Source organism: Klebsiella sp. CN_Kp100 (genome assembly GCF_040065315.1).
Lineage (GTDB): Bacteria > Pseudomonadota > Gammaproteobacteria > Enterobacterales > Enterobacteriaceae > Klebsiella > Klebsiella oxytoca.
The window spans coordinates 90,005-111,228 of the sequence record NZ_JBEAIJ010000059.1 but is presented as its reverse complement, the minus strand read 5'-3'; the positions used below and the strand labels follow the sequence as shown (position 1 = coordinate 111,228).

The following is a 21,224-nucleotide window of genomic DNA, read 5'->3' as shown; positions in this document are numbered from 1 at the left end:
CATGCGAATTTTAGCTATCGATACCGCCACGGAGGCCTGCTCCGCGGCGCTGTGGAATGATGGCACCCTCAGTGCTCATTTTGAAATCTGCCCCCGCGAACATACCCAACGTATCCTGCCTCTGGTGCAGGATGTCCTCAATGAAAGCGGCACGCTATTAACCGAGCTTGACGCGCTGGCCTTTGGCCGTGGGCCGGGCAGCTTCACCGGCGTGCGCATTGGTATCGGAATTGCACAGGGCCTGGCGCTGGGGGCCGAGCTGCCGATGATCGGCGTGTCCACGCTGGCAACCATGGCGCAGGGCGCATGGCGAAAAACCGGCGCCACCCGCGTGCTGGCCGCCATCGACGCCAGAATGGGCGAAGTTTACTGGGCGGAATATCAGTGCGATGAACAGGGCATCTGGCACGGCGAAGAGAGTGAAGCGGTGCTGAAGCCGGAAGCGGTTCGCGAGCGTCTGCAGCAACTGGAGGGGGAGTGGGCTACCGTCGGCACCGGCTGGCAGGCGTGGCCGGATATGGCTACCGGCTGCGGCTTAACGCTCGCCGACGGCGAAATTGAGCTTCCTGACGCGCAGGATATGCTGCCGCTGGCTTGCCATCTGTTTACGGTGGGAAAAACCGTGGCCGTTGAACACGCTGAACCAGTTTATTTACGCAATGAAGTGGCGTGGAAGAAACTTCCTGGCCGCGAGTGAATCTCAGTAACTATATGTCTGAGAAGAAGGAAGGAGTCGCGTCATGGCGGGTCAAAAAACGGTAGTGCGTTGGTTAGTCGCGGCAGCAGTGGTTGCTGCGCTGAGCGGGTGCGCTTCGGTACCGGATGCCATTAAGGGCACCACCCCGACGCCGCAGCAGGATTTAGTCCGCGTGATGAACGCGCCGCAGCTGTATGTCGGTCAGGAAGCGCGCTTTGGCGGGAAGGTCGTCAGCGTGCAGAATCAGCAGGGTAAAACCCGCCTGGAAATTGCCACCGTTCAGCTTGACGGCGCCGCGCGTCCGGAGCTGGGCGAGCCGTCGCGAGGTCGTATTTTTGCCGACGTAAATGGTTTTATCGACCCGGTGGATTTTCGCGGGCAGCTGGTCACCGTGGTTGGCCCGATCGTCGGCGTCGTCGACGGTAAAGTCGGCAATACGCCGTATAAATTCATGCTGATGAACGCTACGGGCTACAAGCGCTGGAACGTTGTCCAGCAGGTGGTCATGCCGCCGCAGCCGATGATGGACCCGTGGATGTTCGGCCCGCGCCCGTGGGGCTACGGATACGGCGGCTGGGGCTGGTATAATCCCGGTCCTGCCGAAGTCAGAAACGTTGTAACTGAATGATTTTGTAGTTTTTGTAAGTTCAAAGAAACAGCGGCTGGTCCGCTGTTTCTTCGTTTTCAGTCAAATAAGAAAAATAAATAGTGACGCGCTTCGCAACCTGTAAAACGCCTAATTAATAAACTGGTACGCTGAGTTAATATAATGTTAACAAAATGTTTGTTGATCAGGGGCTGTGATGACGACGAATAACTATTTCAGAGGTGATGCAGTGAAAAAGGTTTGGCTAAACCGTTATCCCGCAGACGTTCCTGCGGAGATAAACCCTGACCGCTATCAATCCCTGGTTGAACTGTTTGAACACGCCGTCCGCCGCTATGCCGACCAGCCGGCCTTTATTAACATGGGCGAGGTGATGACCTACCGCAAGCTGGAGGAGCGCAGCCGCGCGTTCGCCGCTTATCTTCAGGAAGGGTTAGGCCTGCAAAAAGGCGACCGTGTCGCGCTGATGATGCCTAATCTGCTGCAGTATCCGGTGGCGCTGTTTGGTATCCTGCGCGCTGGCATGATTGTCGTGAACGTCAATCCGCTTTATACCCCGCGCGAACTGGAGCATCAGCTTAACGACAGCGGCGCCGCCGCCATTGTGATCGTTTCCAACTTTGCGCATACCCTGGAAAAGGTGGTTGATAAAACCCAGGTCAAGCACGTGATTTTAACCCGCATGGGCGATCAGCTTTCCACGGCGAAAGGAACGCTGGTTAACTTTGTGGTGAAGTACATTAAACGGCTGGTGCCAAAATACCATCTGCCGGACGCCATCTCGTTTCGCAGCGCGCTGCAGCACGGCTACCGCATGCAGTACATTAAGCCGGAAATCGTCTCTCAGGATCTCGCTTTTCTTCAATATACCGGCGGCACAACCGGCGTGGCGAAAGGGGCAATGCTTACCCATCGCAATATGCTGGCGAACCTTGAGCAGGTGAACGGTACCTACGGGCCGCTGTTGCATCGCGGCAAAGAGCTGGTTGTTACCGCGCTACCGCTGTATCACATCTTTGCGCTGACCATGAACTGCCTGTTGTTCATTGAACTGGGCGGGCAAAACCTGCTGATCACCAACCCGCGCGACATCCCAGGCCTGGTCAAAGAGCTAGCGAAATATCCCTTCACCGCCATGACCGGAGTCAATACCCTGTTTAACGCGCTGCTTAACAACAAAGAGTTTCAGCAGCTCGACTTCTCTTCACTGCATCTCTCCGCCGGCGGCGGAATGCCGGTACAGCAGGTCGTTGCGGAGCGCTGGGTTAAGCTGACCGGGCAGTATCTTCTGGAAGGCTATGGCCTGACGGAGTGCGCGCCGTTGGTGAGCGTCAATCCGCACGATATCGACTATCACAGCGGCAGTATTGGCCTGCCAGTGCCGTCCACCGAAGCGAAGCTGGTGGATGATGACGATAATGAAGTTGCGCCGGGAGAGCCGGGGGAGCTGTGCGTGAAAGGGCCGCAGGTGATGCTGGGCTACTGGCAGCGCCCTGATGCTACCGCTGAAATCATTAAGGACGGCTGGCTGCATACCGGCGATATCGCGGTGATGGATGACGAGGGCTTCCTGCGTATCGTCGATCGCAAAAAAGATATGATCCTTGTCTCGGGCTTCAACGTCTATCCGAATGAAATCGAGGATGTGGTAATGCAGCATTCCGGGGTTCAGGAGGTTGCTGCGGTTGGCGTACCGTCCGGAAGCAGCGGTGAGGCGGTGAAAATTTTCGTGGTGAAGAAAGAGCCGACGCTGACGGAAGAGATGCTGATCGCTTTCTGCCGTCGCCAGCTGACCGGCTACAAGGTTCCGAAGCTGGTTGAGTTTCGCGATGAGCTGCCGAAATCCAACGTCGGGAAAATTTTACGTCGAGAACTGCGTGACGAAGCCCGTGCTAAAGTAGACAATAAAGCCTGAGCTAAGAGTGAATCGCCAGACGCCGGCTAAGCCGGCGTTTTTTATGGGCGCAAGTTAAGAGAGTATGATTTGAACTATCAGATGATCACCACCAACGATGGCCTTCGCGCCGTCTGTGAAGCGGCAAGCGCGGTTTCTGCCATCGCGCTGGATACGGAATTTGTCCGTACTCGTACCTACTACCCGCAGCTCGGTCTGCTCCAGCTGTTCGACGGCAACCAGGTCTCGCTGATTGACCCTCTGGTTATCACCGACTGGGAACCGATGCGTGAACTGCTGCTGAATAAAGATGTGACCAAATTTTTGCACGCTGGCAGTGAAGATCTGGAAGTATTTCTTAATGCCTTTCATTTGATGCCTCAGCCGCTGATCGACACGCAAATTCTTGCCGCTTTTTGCGGTCGTCCGATGTCCTGGGGCTTTGCGTCGATGGTAGAAGAGTATACCGGCGTGGCGCTGGACAAGAGCGAATCTCGTACCGACTGGCTGGCGCGCCCGCTGACCGAACGCCAGTGCGTTTATGCCGCCGCCGACGTCTGGTACCTGCTGCCGATTGCCGGAAAGCTGATGGCTGAAACCGACAGCGCGGGCTGGCTTTCCGCTGCCCTGGATGAATGCCAGCTGATGCAGCAGCGTCGTCAGGAGATTCAGGATCCTGCCGAGGCGTGGCGCGACATTGGCAATGCCTGGCAGCTGCGTACTCGTCAGCTGGGCTGCCTGCAGCTGCTGGCGGAGTGGCGGCTGCGTAAAGCGCGCGAACGCGACCTGGCGGTCAACTTTGTTATCCGTGAAGAGCATTTATGGAACGTGGCGCGCTATATGCCCACCAGCCTGGGGGAACTTGACAGCCTCGGACTCTCGGGCAGCGAGATTCGTTTCCACGGTAAGACGCTGATCGCCCTCGTCGAGAAGGCGCAGGCGCTGCCGGAAGAGGCGCTGCCAGAGCCGCTGCAAAATCTGATCGACATGCCCGGTTACCGCAAGCTGTTTAAGGATATCAAAGCGTTAGTTCAGACCGTAAGCGCCGAGAAGGGCGTGAGCGCGGAGCTGCTGGCTTCAAGAAGACAGATTAATCAGCTGCTGAACTGGCACTGGGGGCTAAAAAACGGCAACGGGCAGCCTGAACTGGTTTCCGGCTGGCGCGGTGAATTGATGGCCGATCGCCTGAATGCGCTATTAAGCGACTACCCGCGCTAGCGCCGATCGGCATAGTGAAAAAACCGGCTGCGCACAGCGTTGCCGGTTTTTTTATACCTCAGGCTCAGGGCTTCGACTCTTCAGTTTCCGGCAGGGTCACGTTCAGCTCCAGAATCGAAATATCACCGTCTCTCTGCTCCAGCTGTACGCTGACCATCTCCGGGTCGATTTGCACGTATTTGCAAATCACCTCAAGAATGTCTTTACGCAACTGCGGAAGATAGTGCGGTTCAGCGTCGCCGCGACGGCGCTCCGCGACGATAATTTGCAGGCGCTCTTTCGCAATATTGGCCGTGTTCTTTTTCCGCGAGAGAAAAAAGTCGAGTAATGCCATAATTTATCCTCCGAACAGGCGTTTGAGGAAACCTTTCTTCTCTTCTTCTACGAAGCGGAAAGGGCGTTCTTCTCCGAGCAGACGTTCAACCGTATCGGCATAGGCTTTACCCGCGTCCGAGGCGTCATCCAGAATCACCGGCTCGCCCTGGTTTGACGCGCGCAGCACGGACTGATCTTCCGGAATCACGCCCACCAGATTGATGCGCAGAATTTCCAGCACGTCTTCCATGCTCAGCATGTCACCCTTGTTTACGCGGCCTGGGTTATAGCGCGTCAGCAGCAGGTGCTCTTTAATTGGATCTTCGCCCCTTTCCGCGCGACGGGATTTGGAGGCCAGGATACCAAGGATACGGTCGGAGTCGCGAACGGAGGAGACTTCCGGGTTGGTGGTGATGATGGCTTCATCAGCAAAATACAGCGCCATCAGCGCACCGGTTTCGATGCCTGCAGGGGAGTCACAGACGATAAAATCAAAATCCATTTTTTTCAGTTCTTCGAGAACTTTGTCTACGCCTTCGCGGGTCAGGGCGTCTTTGTCACGCGTCTGGGAGGCCGGGAGAATATAGAGATTCTCCGTACGCTTATCTTTAATAAGCGCCTGGTTCAACGTGGCATCGCCCTGGATGACGTTGACGAAATCATAAACGACCCGGCGTTCACAGCCCATGATCAGGTCAAGGTTACGCAGGCCGATGTCGAAGTCGATAACGACCGTTTTCTTTCCCTTCTGGGCCAAACCAGTAGCGATGGCCGCGCTGGAGGTGGTCTTGCCAACGCCTCCTTTACCCGAAGTCACAACAATAATGCGTGCCATAGAAATTCCTTGTTAAAAAGGGATTAATTCAACGATTGAATCGTCAAAGCGCTGTCGTCTAAACGTAGACGGGCCGCTTTGCCATAAAATTCGGCCGGAATGTTATCACTCAGCCAGTATTCCCCCGCGATGGAAACCAGTTCCGCCGAGAGGTTGGTACAAAATATTTGGGCGTCTCTGTCGCCGCCTGCGCCAGCGAGCGCGCGTCCCCGCATCATGCCATATACATGGATGTTACCATCGGCGATAAGTTCAGCCCCGGCACTCACATGGTTTGTAACAATTAGATCACAGTGTGGCGCATAAATACGCTGACCGGAACGTACCGGCTGATCAATCAAACGCGTTTTTGTGATCTGATTAACAGCTGGAGGTGGGGCAACGGGTTCAGGCGCGGCCTGGCGAGTCACTTTTTCTTTCCCTTCGGTTAATAAAGGGATCCCGGCGCGGTCAATTTCCGTTTTCAGCCGGGGAAGTTTACATCCGCTTACGCCCATAATACGCAGGCCGGTAGCCGCGATCGCCTCATGCAGAGGGCGCCAGTCGACGTCATCTTCAATGCTGCTGATATTCACCACCACGGGAGCGTGCCGTAAAAAGGCGGGAGCCTGGGCGATTTTGTCTTCTAACGCCTGACGAATAACCTCGGGATTTGCATCGTGCAAATGAACCACAGATAAGGTGAAGCTACTGCCCTTAAGTTCGATTGGCGTATTTGACATCCTGGCCTTACTCAATTTGCTGTTTATCACTCGCTGAAGTGCGGTGATATTCCGAAGACTAAAAGGCATGTTATAGTCACTCATATATTGAGGCAAGTGACCACAGGTCTAATTCCGAGTAAAACTATGTTTTGTGTGATCTATCGAAGTACTAAACGCGAGCAAACCTATTTATATGTCGAAAAAAAGGACGATTTCTCCCGCGTTCCTGACGAATTAATGTATAGCTTCGGTACGCCCAAACTGGCAATGATTCTACCGCTCGATGGACGAAAAAAACTCATTCACGCCGATTTGGAGAAAGTGAAACAGGCGCTCACCGATCAGGGCTATTACCTTCAGCTGCCTCCTCCGTCTGAAAATTTACTCAAGAAACACCTGGCGGAACAGGGGAATAAATCTGATTAACCCACAGAGGGAATATAATGTACCAACATCATAACTGGCAGGGTGCGCTACTGGATTATCCGGTAAGCAAAGTGGTTTGCGTTGGCAGCAACTATGCAAAACACATCAAAGAGATGGGCAGTGCGACGCCGGAAGAGCCGGTGCTGTTTATTAAACCTGAGACGGCGCTATGCGACATCCGCCAGCCGTTGGTGCTGCCTGAGGGCCTGGGGTCGGTGCACCATGAAGTTGAGCTGGCGGTACTGATCGGCGGTACGCTGCGCCAGGCGACGGAAGATCATGTGCTGAAAGCCATTGCTGGCTATGGCGTGGCGCTGGACCTTACCCTGCGCGATCTGCAGGGAAAACTGAAAAAGGCCGGTCAGCCGTGGGAGAAGGCCAAAGGCTTTGATAACTCCTGTCCTGTTTCAGGCTTTATTCCCGCCGCCGAGTTTCACGGCGACGCGCAGAGTACTCCGCTGAGTCTGAAGGTGAACGGCGAAGTGCGCCAGCAGGGTTCGACCGCCGACATGATCCATAAGATTGTGCCGCTCATCGCCTATATGTCGCGCTTTTTTACCCTGAAAGCCGGGGATGTGGTGCTGACCGGTACGCCGGAAGGCGTAGGGCCGCTGAGCAGCGGAGACGAGCTGGAAGTCGGTTTTAACGGCTTTTCGCTGACTACCCGCGTGCTGTAACGTCCGCTTGCCGCCTTCTCCGGGCGGCAAAACTTGCATCGGCGTGCCAGAGTGGTTATAAGGTGCACCCTGAACTGCAATGACGGACATCCAAATGAGCGAACAACCTTTCTGGCAACAAAAAACACTGGATGAAATGAGCGATGCGGAGTGGGAATCACTATGCGATGGCTGCGGTCAGTGCTGCCTGCATAAGCTGATGGATGAAGATACCGACGAAATCTACTTTACCAACGTCGCCTGCCGTCAGCTCAATATCAAAACCTGCCAGTGTCGTAACTATGAGCGCCGCTTCGAGTATGAGCCGGATTGCATCAAGCTAACTCGCGACAATCTGCCTACGTTTGAATGGCTGCCGCCGACCTGCGCCTATCGTCTGCTGGCGGAAGGCCAGCCGCTGCCGCACTGGCATCCGCTGTTAACCGGTTCGAAGGCGGCGATGCATGGCGAACGCATCTCCGTTCGCCATATTGCGGTGAAAGAATCCACCGTGGTTGACTGGCAGGATCATATTCTGAATAAACCGGACTGGGCGCAGTAAGGCGCGCAGTTAGCCTTTCTTCGCGTGGAATAGTCCGCTTTCACCGTCGGCGTCATCTGCAACCCAAAAGTTAATATTGAACTGCGCGTCGTCGCTTAGCTCAATGCGGTGCCAGTACTGCGGCGGGCTGGTTGCGAACTGGCCAGCATTGATAACGACTTTTGCCTCAGGCTCTGTCGCCTGTTCATCGGCGAAACCATAGTAGGTTACCGTCCCTTCCATCACACAAAGCTGGCCGAAAACACCCGCTGCGGTGTTGTGGTGCGTCAGCAAAGCGGCGGGTACGTTCTGTTTAGTAAAGAATGGGGTGGAGCGTTTTACCTTCCAGCTAGCGGGAATACGCAAATGAGACATCATGTGCTCCTTAGTTAACATTTATAAGATGTATTTAATATGCAACTTTATGGCGGCAACGTCAACGCGCAGGCAAAAAAAACGCTCCCGGAGGAGCGCTTTATGAGCAATCGGTCTTAGCGACCAAACAGATCGCGCTTTTTAGGTTTAAACGGCTGAGCGATAAGCACCAGTACACCGACCACCAGATAGGCTGCGAAGATGCCGACCAGCCACTGCGGCATTTCCAGCGTCAGGAATTCCCACTGGCGTACGGAGCAGTCGCCGGTAGCGACAAACACCTGAGGCAGCCATTTATCCAGCGGCAGCCACGTTGGGAAACGAGCGGCGAAATCGCAGGTCTGGAAGGGGGAAGGGTGAAGCTGAATCATGGTGTGTTCCCATGACAGCTGCAGCCCGCGCAGGGCGCTGTAGAGCCAAATCACAATCGCGACGTAGCGCAGAGGGGTTTTTGGCGCAATGGCGCCGACGATACCGGCGCCCATCACGCCAAATAGCGCGCAGCGCTCGTAAATACACAGTACGCACGGCTGCAGCAGCATCACGTGCTGGAACCATAACGCCACCAATTCAAGAATAAACGCGGTTAGCGCCATCAGGAGCCAGGCACCGCGTCCCCTTGAGCACTGGTTTAAATATCGCAACATAATCATTTCCCTGGAACATGCTAAATCATGGCAGTGTAAACGAAAACCGTAGCGACGCCAGCAGCTAGTCTGAAAATATTACGTAAACGAATATGGAATGCCCGGCGTTTTGAGCCGGGCATGGATGATTTTATTTCAGCAGTTGTGGCGTCACCAGCCAACCGTGCTCCAGCATCCACTGGGTGGCCGGCATCAGGGTAAACTCGACGCAGGCCAGGCCGACGAGGGTCAGGACGAGAGTATAGGGCAGCGCCATCCACACCATCCGGCCATAGGAGAGGCGAATCAGCGGGGCCAGCGCGGAAGTCAGCAGGAACAAAAAAGCAGCCTGGCCGTTCGGCGTAGCGACCGATGGCAGGTTGGTGCCGGTATTGATCGCCACCGCCAGCAGCTCGAACTGCGGCAAACTGATGGTACCCTGCTCCAGCGCGGACTTGACCTCGTTGATATAGACGGTTCCAACGAAGACGTTATCAGAAATCGACGACAGCAGACCGTTAAACAGATAAAACAACGATAGCTGGGCGTGCGGCGATGCCTGAAGAACGAACTCGATCACCGGGGCAAAAAGGTGCTGGTCAATAATAACCGCCACCACGGCAAAGAAGACCGTCAGTAGGGCGGTAAACGGCAGGGCTTCGGTGAAGGCTTTGCCGATAGCGTGTTCATCGGTGATGCCGGAGAACGTTGTCGCCAGCACAATCACCGACAGGCCGATCAGGCCGACTTCCGCAAGATGCATCGCAAGGGCGATAATCAGCCAGACGCCGATAAGACCCTGAGCGATAAGACGCAGGCGATCCTGACGACTGCGGCTCTGGCGGCTGCGATCGTCAAAATCCTGTAGCACTTTGCGCACGGTTGGCGGCAGCGGTTCGCCGTAGCCAAACAGGCGGAATTTCTCCAGCAGCAGACAGGTGATCAGTCCGCATACCAGCACCGGCAGGCTAACCGGCAGCATACGCATGAAGAATTCGCCGAAGTGCCAGCCTGCCGCCTTGGCGATGATCAGGTTCTGCGGCTCGCCGACCATGGTCATCACGCCGCCGAGCGCGGTGCCGACCCCGGCATGCATCATCAGGCTGCGCAAGAAGCCGCGGAACTGCTCCAGGACATCGCGATAGTGCTGCTCAATATGGCTGTCGTCGAGCATATTGTCATCATCCGGCCGCGCCGAAGCGACTTTGTGGTAAATACCGTAGAAGCCGACGGCAACGCTTATCACCACTGCGACAACGGTCAACGCGTCGAGGAAGGCGGAGAGGAAAGCGGATGCGACGCAAAACGCCAGCGACAGCAGCATCTTGCTACGAATGCCAAGCAACAAGCGGGTGAAGATGAACAGCAGCAGCTGCTTCATGAAGTAGATCCCCGCGACCATAAACATTAGCAGCAGCAGGACTTCAAGATTACTGGCCACCTCTTCGCGGATATGCCCCGGGGTGGTCATGCCGATAAATACCGCTTCAATGGCCAGCAGGCCGCCCGGCAGCAGGGGATAGCACTTGAGCGCCATCGCCAGGGTGAAGATAAATTCGATAACCAGCAGCCATCCGGCAATAAACGGATGCAGATAAAAGACCAGCGGATTAACAATTAAGAAAATGATGAGAGCGAGTTTGTACCAGTCCGGGGACTGGCCAAGAAAATTGCGCCACAGGGCGCGGCCATAAGACATTTCCACGACAGACATCCTTTCTCCGTCAAATTCTGAAACATGATTTTATGCGTAACTATACGCAAGATTACCAGTTGCGCAAAACGAGACGCAACTTTCTTCGCATCACATTCTTTAGCAACAGAAAATGTGAAATGAAAAGTGGAAAATGAAACGGCGATCCCTTTTTAATTACTTTCTGGCGCTATCTGCCTTATGGCCGCTCTGGTATGATGAGTCGAATAGCAACGCTGTGTAATGGAAATCTTATTATGGTCATTAAGGCGCAAAGCCCTGCGGGTTTCGCTGAAGAGTACATCATTGAAAGTATCTGGAATAACCGTTTTCCCCCTGGTTCAATTCTTCCCGCTGAACGTGAACTTTCTGAACTGATTGGTGTTACCCGTACAACCTTACGTGAAGTGTTGCAGCGTCTGGCCCGCGATGGCTGGTTAACCATTCAGCATGGTAAACCGACAAAGGTGAACAATTTCTGGGAAACTTCAGGTTTGAATATTCTTGAAACCCTGGCGCGTCTCGACCATGACAGCGTACCGCAGCTGATTGATAATCTGCTGTCCGTGCGTACCAATATTTCGACCATTTTCATCCGTACCGCTTTTCGTCAGCATCCGGATAAGGCGCTGGAGGTACTGGCGAGCGCGCGTGAAATTGAAGACCACGCCGATGCGTTTGCCGAGCTGGATTACAATATCTTCCGCGGTCTGGCGTTTGCCTCAGGCAATCCCATTTATGGTCTGATCCTCAACGGTATGAAAGGCTTATATACCCGTATCGGTCGCCACTATTTTGCCAATCCGGAAGCGCGCAGCCTGGCGCTCGGCTTCTATCATCAGCTGGCTAAAGTTTGTGAAGAGGGCCTGCATGAGCAGGTTTATGACATCGTACGCCGCTACGGCCGCGACAGCGGTGAGATCTGGCATCGTATGCAGAAGAATCTACCGGGCGACTTAGCGATTAATATGCGTTAAGCCCACGGAATGAATAAAAAACGCCCGGTGATTTCCCGGGCGTTTTGCTTTTCAACGGCTACAGCGGGTTCTGCCGCGGCGGGGTGCGTTCCAGCAACTCGACGCTGCCATCGGCGTTTTGCTGCTCCAGAAGAACGTCAAATCCCCACAGGCGGTGAACGTGCTTAAGCACCTCACGGCGGCCTTTATCCAGCGGCACGCGGTTGTGCGGCACGTAGCGCAGGGTGAGCGAGCGGTCGCCGCGCAGGTCCACATTCCATACCTGAATGTTTGGCTCGAGGTTGCTCAGGTTGTACTGCGCTGAAAGTTTGGAACGAATCTCACGATATCCCTCTTCATTATGAATTGCGGATATTTCGAGATAGTTGTTGTGATCGTCATCCAGCACGGTGAAGAAGCGGAAGTCGCGCATGATTTTCGGCGACAGGAACTGGCTGATAAAGCTTTCATCCTTAAAGTCGCGCATCGCGAAGTGCAGAGTTTCAAGCCAGTCAGAGCCGGCAATATCCGGGAACCAGTATTTGTCCTCTTCCGTCGGCGACTGACAAATACGTTTGATATCCTGGAACATGGCGAACCCCAGCGCGTAGGGGTTAATACCGCTATACCACTGGCTGTTGTATGGCGGCTGGAACACCACATTGGTGTGGCTGTGCAGGAACTCCAGCATAAAGCGCTCCGTCACTTTACCTTCATCATAAAGGTGATTCAGGATGGTGTAGTGCCAGAAAGTCGCCCAGCCTTCGTTCATCACCTGAGTCTGCTTCTGCGGATAAAAATACTGGCTGACCTTGCGCACGATGCGCAGGATCTCACGCTGCCACGGCTCCAGCAGCGGCGCGTTTTTCTCCATGAAATAGAGCAGATTTTCCTGCGGTTCAGAAGGGTAGCGACGCGCGGCTTCGATGGTTTTTTCCTCTTCTCGCTTCGGCAGCGTGCGCCACAGCATATTCACCTGGCTTTGCAGATACTCTTCCCGGCTTTTTTGCCGCGCCTTCTCCTCCTGCAGCGAGATTTTTTGCGGGCGTTTATAGCGGTCAACGCCGTAATTCATCAGGGCATGACAGGAGTCGAGCAGTTTTTCAACTTCATCAACGCCGTAGCGCTCTTCACATTCGGTGATGTATTTCCGCGCGAAGATGAGATAGTCAATGATTGAGCTGGCATCGGTCCAGCTGCGAAAGAGATAGTTATTTTTGAAAAACGAGTTATGCCCGTAGCAGGCGTGCGCCATCACCAGCGCCTGCATGGTAATGGTGTTCTCTTCCATCAAATAGGCAATACAGGGGTTGGAGTTAATGACGATTTCGTAAGCCAGCCCCTGTTGGCCGTGCTTATAGGCCTGTTCGGTCTCGATGAATTTTTTACCGAACGACCAGTGCGGATAGTTAATCGGCATCCCGACGCTGGAGTAGGCATCCATCATCTGTTCGGAAGTAATGACTTCGATTTGGTGCGGATAGGTGTCAAGACGGTACAGCTTCGCCACCCGGTCGACTTCTGCCAGATAGGTCTCCAGCAGCTCAAAAGTCCAGTCGGGTCCATCGCTTAAACGGGTTGTGTCCTTGTTCATGGAATCAATCGTAGCCATTAGCGCGCCCTCGTTGTTGATGGTTCTCTCTGTACGGAAAACCTCTAAACAAGCATAGAACACGGCGTCGCAAACTGCGTCTTTCCGCATTTCCTTTCTTCGCGATTTCACAATCTTAAAGGCGCTGTTTTGCGCTTTAATCAGAATTTTATTCTGTAGAAAAATGAGGCGCAGCAGGAGATGGTAAAGCGACGGGGTCAGCGCTGGCGCAGAATCCTGTGAGATAAGTCACCATAAATAAAGCGTATGTTGAATAATATTTTCATCTGAGTTATCAATTTGTAATCAGATGATTGTTCTTTAACGATTACGGAGCCGCTATGCGCGTCGTCATACTGGGAAGTGGGGTTGTAGGAGTCGCAAGCGCCTGGTATTTAAGCCAGGCAGGACATGAAGTGACGGTTATCGACCGTCAGCCGGGACCGGCCGAAGAGACCAGCGCCGCTAACGCCGGGCAGATCTCCCCCGGCTACGCCGCGCCCTGGGCGGCGCCGGGCGTCCCTTTGAAGGCGATTAAGTGGATGTTCCAGCGCCACGCTCCGCTGGCTATCGGTCTGGATGGCACCCAGTTCCAGCTGAAATGGATGTGGCAGATGCTGCGCAACTGCGACATTCGCCACTATATGGAAAATAAAGGACGAATGGTGCGCCTGGCCGAGTACAGCCGCGACTGCCTGAAAGCGCTGCGCGAGAGCACCGGTATTCAGTATGAAGGGCGCCAGGGTGGTACGCTCCAGCTATTCCGCACTGACAAGCAGTTCGAGAACGCGACCCGCGATATTGCGGTGCTGCAGGATGCGGGCGTGCCTTACCAGCTGCTGGAAGCGAATCGCCTGCTGGAAGTTGAGCCGGCGCTGGCAGAAGTGAGCCATAAGCTCACGGGCGGTTTGCGCTTACCTAATGATGAAACCGGCGACTGCCAGCTCTTCACCACTCGTCTGGCCCGAATGGCGGAGCAGGCGGGCGTGACTTTCCGTTTTAATACTCCGGTGGATGAACTGCTCTATGAAGGGGATCTCATCTCGGGTGTGAAGTGCGGCGCTGAAATTATTAAAGCCGATGCGTACGTTATGGCATTCGGATCCTATTCGACGGCCATGCTGAAAGGGCGGGTGGATATTCCGGTCTATCCCCTGAAAGGCTATTCGCTGACGATCCCCATCGCGGAAGAGGACGGCGCGCCGGTTTCGACTATCCTTGATGAAACCTACAAAATCGCCATCACCCGTTTCGACAGGCGTATTCGCGTTGGCGGAATGGCGGAAATTGTTGGATTTAATAAAGAACTGCTGCAGCCGCGGCGTGAAACCCTGGAGATGGTAGTGCGCGATCTGTTCCCGCGCGGCGGCCACGTTGAACAGGCAACCTTCTGGACCGGACTGCGTCCGATGACTCCGGACGGTACGCCGGTGGTGGGGCGTACGGGGTATAAAAATCTGTGGCTCAACACCGGCCACGGCACGCTGGGATGGACCATGGCCTGTGGTTCAGGGCAGCTGATTAGCGACCTGATCTCCGGACGCACGCCGGCGATCCCGTATGACGATCTTGCCGTCGCCCGCTACGGACGCGGCTTTACGCCGGCCCGCGCTCAGCATCTGCATGGCGTTCACAATTAACAAGGAGCTTTCATGTCTCGTCCTGTAAAGGCCAGCATTGATATGTCAGCCTTACGCCAGAATCAACAAATTGTTCGCCGCGCGGCGCCCGGCTCGCGCCTGTGGGCGGTGGTCAAAGCCAATGCGTATGGCCACGGTCTGGCAAGGGTCTGGAATGCGCTTAGCGCCGCAGACGGTTTCGCGATGCTGAATCTTGAAGAGGCGATACTGCTGCGTGAGCTGGGCTGGAAAGGGCCGATACTGATGCTGGAAGGCTTTTTTCATGCCGATGAGCTGGCGTTATTTGATAAATACCGCTTGACCACCAGCGTGCACAGTAACTGGCAAATTAAGGCCCTTCAGCAGGCGAAGCTGCATGCGCCGCTTGATATTTACGTCAAGGTGAATAGCGGGATGAACCGGCTGGGGTTTATGCCGGATCGTCTGCAAATCGTCTGGCAGCAGCTGCGAGCGCTCAGCAACGTCAGTGAAATGACGTTGATGTCGCATTTTGCCGAAGCGGAAAATCCGGATGGCATCGCGGAGCCGATGCGGCGCATTGAGCAGGCGGCGGAAGGGCTGGATTGCCCGCGCTCGCTGGCGAACTCGGCGGCCACCTTGTGGCATCCGGAGTCGCATTTTAACTGGGTGAGGCCGGGGATCGTGCTTTATGGCGCTTCGCCTTCCGGCCAGTGGCAGGATGTGGCCAATACCGGGCTGAAACCGGTCATGACGCTAAGCAGCGAAATTATCGCCGTGCAGAATCTGAAAGCCGGTGAAGCGGTTGGATACGGCGCAACCTGGCGCACGGCTGAGGAGCGGCGAATCGGCATCGTTGCCTGCGGCTATGCCGACGGCTACCCGCGCTTAGCGCCCAGCGGAACGCCGGTGCTGGTTGATGGCGTCCGCACCGTAACGGTCGGGCGTATCTCAATGGATATGCTGGCGGTGGACCTGACAACCTGCCCGCAGGCAGGCATTGGCGCGCCGGTCGAGCTATGGGGTAAAGAGATCAAAATTGACGATGTCGCAGCCTCCTGCGGCACCGTCGGATATGAATTAATGTGCGCCCTTGCGCCGCGCGTGCCGGTTGTGACAGTGTAACCTGAACCGAGGCGGATCACTCCGCCTCATCTTCCGCCATCCGTACGCCAACCCGCAGAACGTGATCCTCTTCTTTTTCCGCCACAGTCCACACCATGCCGGCAAATTCCACCTGGTCGCCGACAACCGGGGCTGCGCCTAACAGGTGCTGTATGACGTCACCCAGCGACTGCTGACGATCGCGAAACTCTTCTCCCCCGTCAATGCCGTAAATCTGCGCCACGTCGGCGAACCTGGCGCTGGCATCGAGAATAAAATCACCGAAGAAGCGCTGATCGAGCGCCACCGGCGGCGACTGGCTGAACAGTTTACCCAGCGCGGGTAAATCGCGTTCGCGGCCAATCACGCAGAGAATATCGCCTTCCAGCAGGCGGGTGCTGCCGGTGGGGTGCAGCAGAGCGTTATCGCGGAATAGCGCGGCAATCCGCGTTTCCGGCGGCATATGCAGGTCGCGCAGCGCCGCGCCGACGCACCATTTCTCCGCGCTCAGCTGATAGACAAACTGCTCCCACGGATTTTCCGGATGGATATCAAGCCCGACGCGTGAGATGGGCGATCCGACCGGTGGCACTACTACTTTGGCTTTTTTGGCCGCCCAGGAGAGCGACGTACCCTGTAAAAGCAGCGAGACCAGCACCACGAAGAAAGCCACGTTAAAGAACAGGCGCGCATTCTCCAGGCCCGCCATCATCGGAAAGACGGCAAGAATAATCGGCACCGCGCCGCGCAGACCCACCCAGCTGATAAATATGCGCTCGCGCAGGTTAAAGCCGCGAAACGGCAGCAGGCCGGCGAATACCGACAGCGGACGGGCGATGAAAATCATCCACATCGACAGAATGAGCGCCGGGATGGCGATGGGCCACAGATCTGACGGCGTGACCAGCAGGCCGAGCACCAGGAACATGGCGATCTGCGCCAGCCACGCCAGCCCGTCAAAGTTTTGCAGAATGCCGTGGCGGTTGCGAATCGGCCGGTTGCCCAGCAGGAAGCCGCACAGGTAGACCGCGAGGATGCCGCTGCCGTCCAGCGAGGTGGTGGCGGCGAAAATCATGATCCCGCCGCTCAGCGCCAGCAGCGGGTAAAGCCCGGCGGGCAGCACAATGCGGTTAATCATCTGTAGCAGCAGATAGCCGCCGCCGAGACCGATGGCGATACCTAAGCCAAACTGCTGGACGATATGCACCAGGAACATCCAGCTCAGGCCGGTTTCATGCTGCTGAATCATCTCGATAAGCGTAATGGTCAGGAACACGGCCATCGGGTCGTTGCTGCCGGATTCAATTTCCAGCGTTGAGCCGACGCGTTCGTTTAGCCCTTTTCCGCCGAGCAGTGAGAACACCGCTGCGGCATCCGTCGAGCCGACAATCGCGCCGATCAGCATGCCTTCAATCAGGTCGAGTTTAAACAGCCAGGCCGCCATGAGTCCGGTCAGGGCCGAGGTAATTAACACCCCGACCGTGGCAAGCGACAGCGCGGGCCAAAGCGCTACGCGAAAGGAGCTGGCCTGGGTGCGCATCCCGCCGTCAAGAAGAATGACCGCCAGCGCCAGGTTACTTACCATGTAGGCGAAAGGGTAGTTGTCAAACGGAATGCCGCCGATACCGTCAATACCCGCCAGCATCCCAATGGCTAAGAAGATAACCAGAATCGGGATGCCGAGGCGTGAGGAAAAGGAACTTAATAAGATGCTACAGGTTACTAAAACAGAACCCAGGATAAACAGACTGATGACCGCAGCGGCGTCCAATGTTGACGTACTCCTTACCGGCGTGAAGATAAATTAAAAACTACACCATTTTAACAATCCGACGCCGATCAGGATATGCGTTAGAGGAATTTTTATTCTGTCAGTACCGGGTGGCCGCTGATGCTCAACGTCGTGGCAGAGGCGTTGTTGACCAGCAATGCTCTGGCGCCAAGCGGTAGGGTGACCGTGCGCTGCTCGTGGCCAAAATCCAGGCCGCTGATGACCGGAATGTTAAGCTGCTGGCGAAGGTAGTCGTATACCATCGGCAGATCGTATCCGGCATCGTAGTCGTTGGCGACAGCGCCGGTAAAGCTGCCGAGGATAATCGCCCGCTGGCGCGCCAGAATACCGCTATTAAGCAGCTGCAAGAGCATACGCTCAACGCGGAAGGGATGCTCGTTAATATCCTCCACAACCAGAACCCCGTCGCTAATCTTCGGCATCCACGGGGTACCGATAAGCGAGGTCAGCATCGCCAGGTTGCCGCCCCATAGCGTGCCGCTGGCGCGACAGTCGGGCCCCTCGCCGTGCCATTCAAGCGTAAACGCCGGGTTGCGCAGGGCCTGCCAGAAATGGTGTTCGGTAAATTCATTAAGCGCTTCGGCGCCAAAGTTTCCCGCCAGCATCGGCCCGCTAAAAGTGATTATGCTACCCTTTGCCAGCAGGCCCATCTGGATGGCGGTGAAATCGCTGTGGCCGCAAATGAGCAGCGGATCCCGCTGCTGACGGGCAATGAGCCCCTGCCAGTCAATTTGCGGCAGCAGGCGAGTCGCGCCGTAGCCGCCGCGTACCGCCAGCACGATACGGTTTTTGCCGTCGAGGGCGGCGAGCTGGTTAATATCGGCAAGGCGTTGGTTCTCAGTCCCGGCAAAGCGCAGCGCCCGGCGGGGAATGACTTCCTGGTGCGCCACCTGATGCCCGGCCTCCTGCAGACGTTGCACGCCGCGATTCGCCGCTTCCTGGTTGATGCAATAGCCGGAGGGGGCGATGAGATAAAACTGAGACATGACAATTCCTTGCTAAGAATGAAAGGGTTATCATGCCGCCTGGAGCGTTTATTGTCATCTCCGTGCGGCAAACTTCAGCCAATAAGGATAGATGTGTGAAATTGAGATGGTGTGTTTTTTTATTTGTATTGTTGGCCGGTTGTAGTTCAAAACACGATTATCGTAACCCGCCGTGGAATCCGGAAGTCCCGGTTAAGCGGGCGATGCAGTGGATGCCAATCAGCGAAAAAGCCGGCGCGGCGTGGGGCGTTGATCCCCAGCTGATTACCGCCATTATCGCCATTGAATCCGGCGGCAACCCGACGGTGGTCAGCAAATCCGGCGCGGTTGGCCTGATGCAGCTGAAACCCTCAACGTCCGGGCGCGATGTTTACCGGCGGATGGGCTGGAGCGGCGATCCTTCGGTGAGCGAACTGAAAAATCCCGAGCGTAATATTTCTATGGGGGCGGCCTACCTTAGCATTCTCGAGAACGGTCCGCTGGCGGGGATTAAAGATCCGCAGGTGATGCGCTATGCGGTGGTGGTTTCCTACGCCAACGGCGCGGGCGCGCTGCTGCGCACCTTCTCGTCTAATCGCCAGGATGCGATTGAGGAGATTAACGATATGGACGCCGATGATTTCTTTGAGCACGTGGTGAAGAAACATCCGGCACCGCAGGCCCCGCGCTATATCTGGAAGCTGCAGAAAGCGCTGGACGCCATGTAACGGGCGCTCCCCACTGGCTTAGCTTGCCGGGGGTCATCAGCCCAGCCGATTCAGGGACAGTAAAGTGAGAAAGACGCGCGGCGGAGTCCCGCCGCGCGAAGGGTCCCAGCGCGGCTTTTTTCTCCTCAACCGCAGCAGGCTGATGCGCGGCAGGCTGCGCCGAGCCGATATCGTCATTCGCCGCCGGGCGCGCGGTAGGCACGGAATCGCACGGCTTCTCTTTCGGGCACACGAGGTCCAGCATCTTCAGCGTGACGCCGTTGGTCCAGCCAAAGCCGTCCTGTAGCGGATACTCGCCGCCTCCGCCGCCGGTTCCCGTCGAACTGACATCATATTTTTCCACCAGCTTCTGTTTGCTGTCGTAAGTGTGCTGGACGTTGCTCAGGAAACGCCAGCTTACCTCCATCGCGATTTTTTGCTGGCCATATTTTTGCAAACCCTCCGCCGCGACCCACTGCAGCGGCGCCCAGCCGTTGGGGGCGTCCCACTGCTGGCCGCTATTCACCGTGGTGGTGGTCAGGCCGCCGGGCTTAAGTAGCCGCGTTTCGGTGGCGGCGGCGACTTTCGCAGCGCGTTCGCTGGAGGCGGCGTTAACGTACAGCGGGAACAGCGCCGCGGCGGTCAGCTGATTGCGCACCTTATGACTTTTAAGATCGTAATCGGCGTACCAGCCCTCTTTATCATTCCACAGGTAGTTTTCCAGCGCTTTCTGGCGGGCATTGGCTAACGCGTCATACTTCGCGGCTTTGGTCGAGTCTCCCGCCGCTTTGCTGGCGCGAGCGATGGCTTTTTCCATATGGAACATCAGCGAGTTCAAATCGACCGGAACAATAGAGGTGGTACGGATAGTGCCGAGCTGCTGCGGGTTATCCATCCAGCGTGAGCTAAAGTCCCAGCCGGATGCCGCGGCAGAGCGCAGATCGCGGTAGATTTCAGTCGCCGGACGATTGGGGTTATTTTTGGCGGTGGTCACATCGTCCAGCCAGGATTCCGGGCGCGGCGTGTCGTTATCATCCCAGTAGCGGTTGAGCAGCGCGCCGTCGGCCATGCGCACCACGCGCTTGCTGGCGCTGCCGGGCTGAAGCGCCTCAGCGCCATCCATCCAGTACTGGTACTCTTTCTCCATCTGCGGCAGCCATTTCTTGAGTGCCTCGTCGCCATCATGGGTGGCCAGCAGTTCAACCATAAACGGGAAGAATGGCGGCTGCGAACGGCTCAGATAGTAGGTGCGGTTGCCGTTGGGAATATGACCCCAGGCGTCGATCTCGGCGGCAAAGTTGGTCACCATATCTTCGATTTTATCCCAGTGGCCGCTCTCAGCCAGGCCAAGCATGGTGAAGTAGCTATCCCAGTAATAGACTTCGCGAAAGCGTCCGCCGGGCACCACGTAAGGTTTTGGCAGCGGCAGCAGCGAATCCCATTTTTCTACTTCAACGGTACTGCGGGTCAGCACTGGCCAGAGTCCATTGATATGCTGGCGCAGGGTTTGCCCTTTTGGCGGAACGTACTGGTCGTTTTCCTGAGGCAGGGTAAAATTAAGCTCGACAAAGTGCCGCAAATCAAAGCTGGTCTGATTTTTCTGCATCCGATAATCGGCAAGGATCATCAGCGGGTCGCCGTTAGGGATGGCGTCAGCGAACGTTTTCTGGTCAGAGAAAAGTTTGGCGCTTTGCACGTCGTTAAACAGCGGTCCGAGCAGGATATCGGGCGATTGCGGGGTAGGGCGGGTCTCTTCAGCCTGAGCCGTCAGCGTCGCCAGAGCGACAAATGCGCCCCCGAGCGCCAGACGAAGGGTTGCGGGGCGACGGGAAACCGGACTCGTCATAAATTGTTCTCCTTATCATTGCAGACTATGTGCCACTGCATTCGGCCATCAGAAAACCTTAGACGAATATCCGCCGCT

At 55.9% G+C, this 21,224-nt stretch carries 21 protein-coding genes; 11 read left to right on the top strand and 10 right to left on the bottom strand.

Going from position 1 to position 21,224, the window contains the following annotated elements:
* Position 1: 1 nt before the first annotated feature.
* The 4 genes from tsaB to rnd all read left to right on the top strand — a co-directional run bounded on the left by tsaB (position 2) and on the right by rnd (position 4,416).
* Positions 2–697 carry a tRNA (adenosine(37)-N6)-threonylcarbamoyltransferase complex dimerization subunit type 1 TsaB gene (gene tsaB / locus ABLV12_RS26380; protein WP_064351659.1) on the top strand — a complete coding sequence of 232 codons (696 nt, stop codon included), beginning with the start codon at positions 2–4 and terminating at the stop codon, positions 695–697.
* Positions 698–740: 43 nt separating this feature from the next.
* A complete protein-coding gene (locus tag ABLV12_RS26375; protein WP_004103275.1) occupies positions 741–1,325 on the top strand; it encodes a Slp family lipoprotein in 585 nt (194 codons plus the stop codon).
* 208 nt (positions 1,326–1,533) lie between these two features.
* Positions 1,534–3,219 (top strand): long-chain-fatty-acid--CoA ligase FadD, encoded by a 1,686-nt coding sequence (fadD, locus tag ABLV12_RS26370; RefSeq protein WP_085955773.1) that lies wholly within the window; start codon positions 1,534–1,536, stop codon positions 3,217–3,219.
* 81 nt (positions 3,220–3,300) lie between these two features.
* Positions 3,301–4,416, top strand: a complete 1,116-nt coding sequence (gene rnd / locus ABLV12_RS26365; protein WP_162098340.1) for a ribonuclease D — start codon at positions 3,301–3,303, stop codon at positions 4,414–4,416.
* A 64-nt stretch (positions 4,417–4,480) separates the two neighbouring features.
* On the opposite strand, the gene minE is transcribed toward rnd, so the two are convergent.
* From minE to minC, 3 genes are read right to left on the bottom strand one after another with little or no spacing between them, the layout of a single operon-like run.
* Positions 4,481–4,750, bottom strand: a complete 270-nt coding sequence (minE, locus tag ABLV12_RS26360; RefSeq protein ID WP_004103270.1) for a cell division topological specificity factor MinE — start codon at positions 4,748–4,750, stop codon at positions 4,481–4,483.
* Between the two features lie 3 nt (positions 4,751–4,753).
* On the bottom strand, positions 4,754–5,566 hold the full coding sequence (minD, locus tag ABLV12_RS26355; protein ID WP_004103267.1) for a septum site-determining protein MinD: 813 nt from the start codon (positions 5,564–5,566) through the stop codon (positions 4,754–4,756).
* Between the two features lie 23 nt (positions 5,567–5,589).
* Positions 5,590–6,288: a septum site-determining protein MinC gene (minC, locus tag ABLV12_RS26350; RefSeq protein ID WP_004103264.1), complete on the bottom strand. Its 699-nt coding sequence runs from the start codon at positions 6,286–6,288 to the stop codon at positions 5,590–5,592.
* 126 nt (positions 6,289–6,414) lie between these two features.
* Here minC and ABLV12_RS26345 point away from each other — a divergent pair, with 126 nt between their 5' ends.
* From ABLV12_RS26345 to ABLV12_RS26335, 3 genes are all read left to right on the top strand, one after another.
* Positions 6,415–6,696, top strand: a complete 282-nt coding sequence (locus ABLV12_RS26345) for a YcgL domain-containing protein (RefSeq protein WP_004103262.1) — start codon at positions 6,415–6,417, stop codon at positions 6,694–6,696.
* A 17-nt stretch (positions 6,697–6,713) separates the two neighbouring features.
* Positions 6,714–7,373 (top strand): fumarylacetoacetate hydrolase family protein, encoded by a 660-nt coding sequence (locus ABLV12_RS26340; protein ID WP_004113717.1) that lies wholly within the window; start codon positions 6,714–6,716, stop codon positions 7,371–7,373.
* A 94-nt stretch (positions 7,374–7,467) separates the two neighbouring features.
* The gene (locus ABLV12_RS26335) at positions 7,468–7,914 is read left to right on the top strand and encodes a YcgN family cysteine cluster protein (RefSeq protein WP_004103257.1); all 447 of its coding nucleotides are present in this window, start codon (positions 7,468–7,470) and stop codon (positions 7,912–7,914) included.
* 9 nt (positions 7,915–7,923) lie between these two features.
* Here the strand turns inward: ABLV12_RS26335 and ABLV12_RS26330 are convergent, their stop codons facing one another.
* From ABLV12_RS26330 to nhaB, 3 genes are all read right to left on the bottom strand, one after another.
* Entirely contained in the window at positions 7,924–8,268 is a 345-nt protein-coding gene (locus ABLV12_RS26330; protein ID WP_004103255.1) for a DUF1971 domain-containing protein, read from the bottom strand.
* Between the two features lie 116 nt (positions 8,269–8,384).
* A complete protein-coding gene (gene dsbB / locus ABLV12_RS26325) occupies positions 8,385–8,915 on the bottom strand; it encodes a disulfide bond formation protein DsbB (protein WP_004103253.1) in 531 nt (176 codons plus the stop codon).
* A 130-nt stretch (positions 8,916–9,045) separates the two neighbouring features.
* Positions 9,046–10,599 carry a sodium/proton antiporter NhaB gene (gene nhaB, locus ABLV12_RS26320; RefSeq protein ID WP_024274390.1) on the bottom strand — a complete coding sequence of 518 codons (1,554 nt, stop codon included), beginning with the start codon at positions 10,597–10,599 and terminating at the stop codon, positions 9,046–9,048.
* A 245-nt stretch (positions 10,600–10,844) separates the two neighbouring features.
* Here nhaB and fadR point away from each other — a divergent pair, with 245 nt between their 5' ends.
* Positions 10,845–11,564: a fatty acid metabolism transcriptional regulator FadR gene (gene fadR, locus ABLV12_RS26315; RefSeq protein ID WP_004103249.1), complete on the top strand. Its 720-nt coding sequence runs from the start codon at positions 10,845–10,847 to the stop codon at positions 11,562–11,564.
* A 58-nt stretch (positions 11,565–11,622) separates the two neighbouring features.
* Here the strand turns inward: fadR and ABLV12_RS26310 are convergent, their stop codons facing one another.
* A complete protein-coding gene (locus ABLV12_RS26310) occupies positions 11,623–13,155 on the bottom strand; it encodes a SpoVR family protein (RefSeq protein WP_004103247.1) in 1,533 nt (510 codons plus the stop codon).
* Between the two features lie 320 nt (positions 13,156–13,475).
* Between ABLV12_RS26310 and ABLV12_RS26305 the strand changes: the two genes are divergently transcribed.
* A complete protein-coding gene (locus ABLV12_RS26305) occupies positions 13,476–14,774 on the top strand; it encodes a D-amino acid dehydrogenase (RefSeq protein WP_348867476.1) in 1,299 nt (432 codons plus the stop codon).
* A gap of 12 nt (positions 14,775–14,786) precedes the next feature.
* Positions 14,787–15,857 carry a catabolic alanine racemase DadX gene (dadX, locus tag ABLV12_RS26300; RefSeq protein ID WP_004103243.1) on the top strand — a complete coding sequence of 357 codons (1,071 nt, stop codon included), beginning with the start codon at positions 14,787–14,789 and terminating at the stop codon, positions 15,855–15,857.
* 16 nt (positions 15,858–15,873) lie between these two features.
* Here the strand turns inward: dadX and ABLV12_RS26295 are convergent, their stop codons facing one another.
* A complete protein-coding gene (locus tag ABLV12_RS26295) occupies positions 15,874–17,607 on the bottom strand; it encodes a potassium/proton antiporter (RefSeq protein ID WP_004103240.1) in 1,734 nt (577 codons plus the stop codon).
* A 92-nt stretch (positions 17,608–17,699) separates the two neighbouring features.
* A complete protein-coding gene (gene ldcA, locus ABLV12_RS26290) occupies positions 17,700–18,614 on the bottom strand; it encodes a muramoyltetrapeptide carboxypeptidase (protein WP_049129085.1) in 915 nt (304 codons plus the stop codon).
* Between the two features lie 95 nt (positions 18,615–18,709).
* Between ldcA and emtA the strand changes: the two genes are divergently transcribed.
* Positions 18,710–19,321, top strand: a complete 612-nt coding sequence (gene emtA / locus ABLV12_RS26285) for a membrane-bound lytic murein transglycosylase EmtA (RefSeq protein WP_016808276.1) — start codon at positions 18,710–18,712, stop codon at positions 19,319–19,321.
* Here the strand turns inward: emtA and ABLV12_RS26280 are convergent.
* Positions 19,212–21,146 carry an alpha,alpha-trehalase gene (locus ABLV12_RS26280; protein ID WP_348867475.1) on the bottom strand — a complete coding sequence of 645 codons (1,935 nt, stop codon included), beginning with the start codon at positions 21,144–21,146 and terminating at the stop codon, positions 19,212–19,214. The genes emtA and ABLV12_RS26280 overlap by 110 nt on opposite strands.
* Positions 21,147–21,224: the final 78 nt, after the last annotated feature.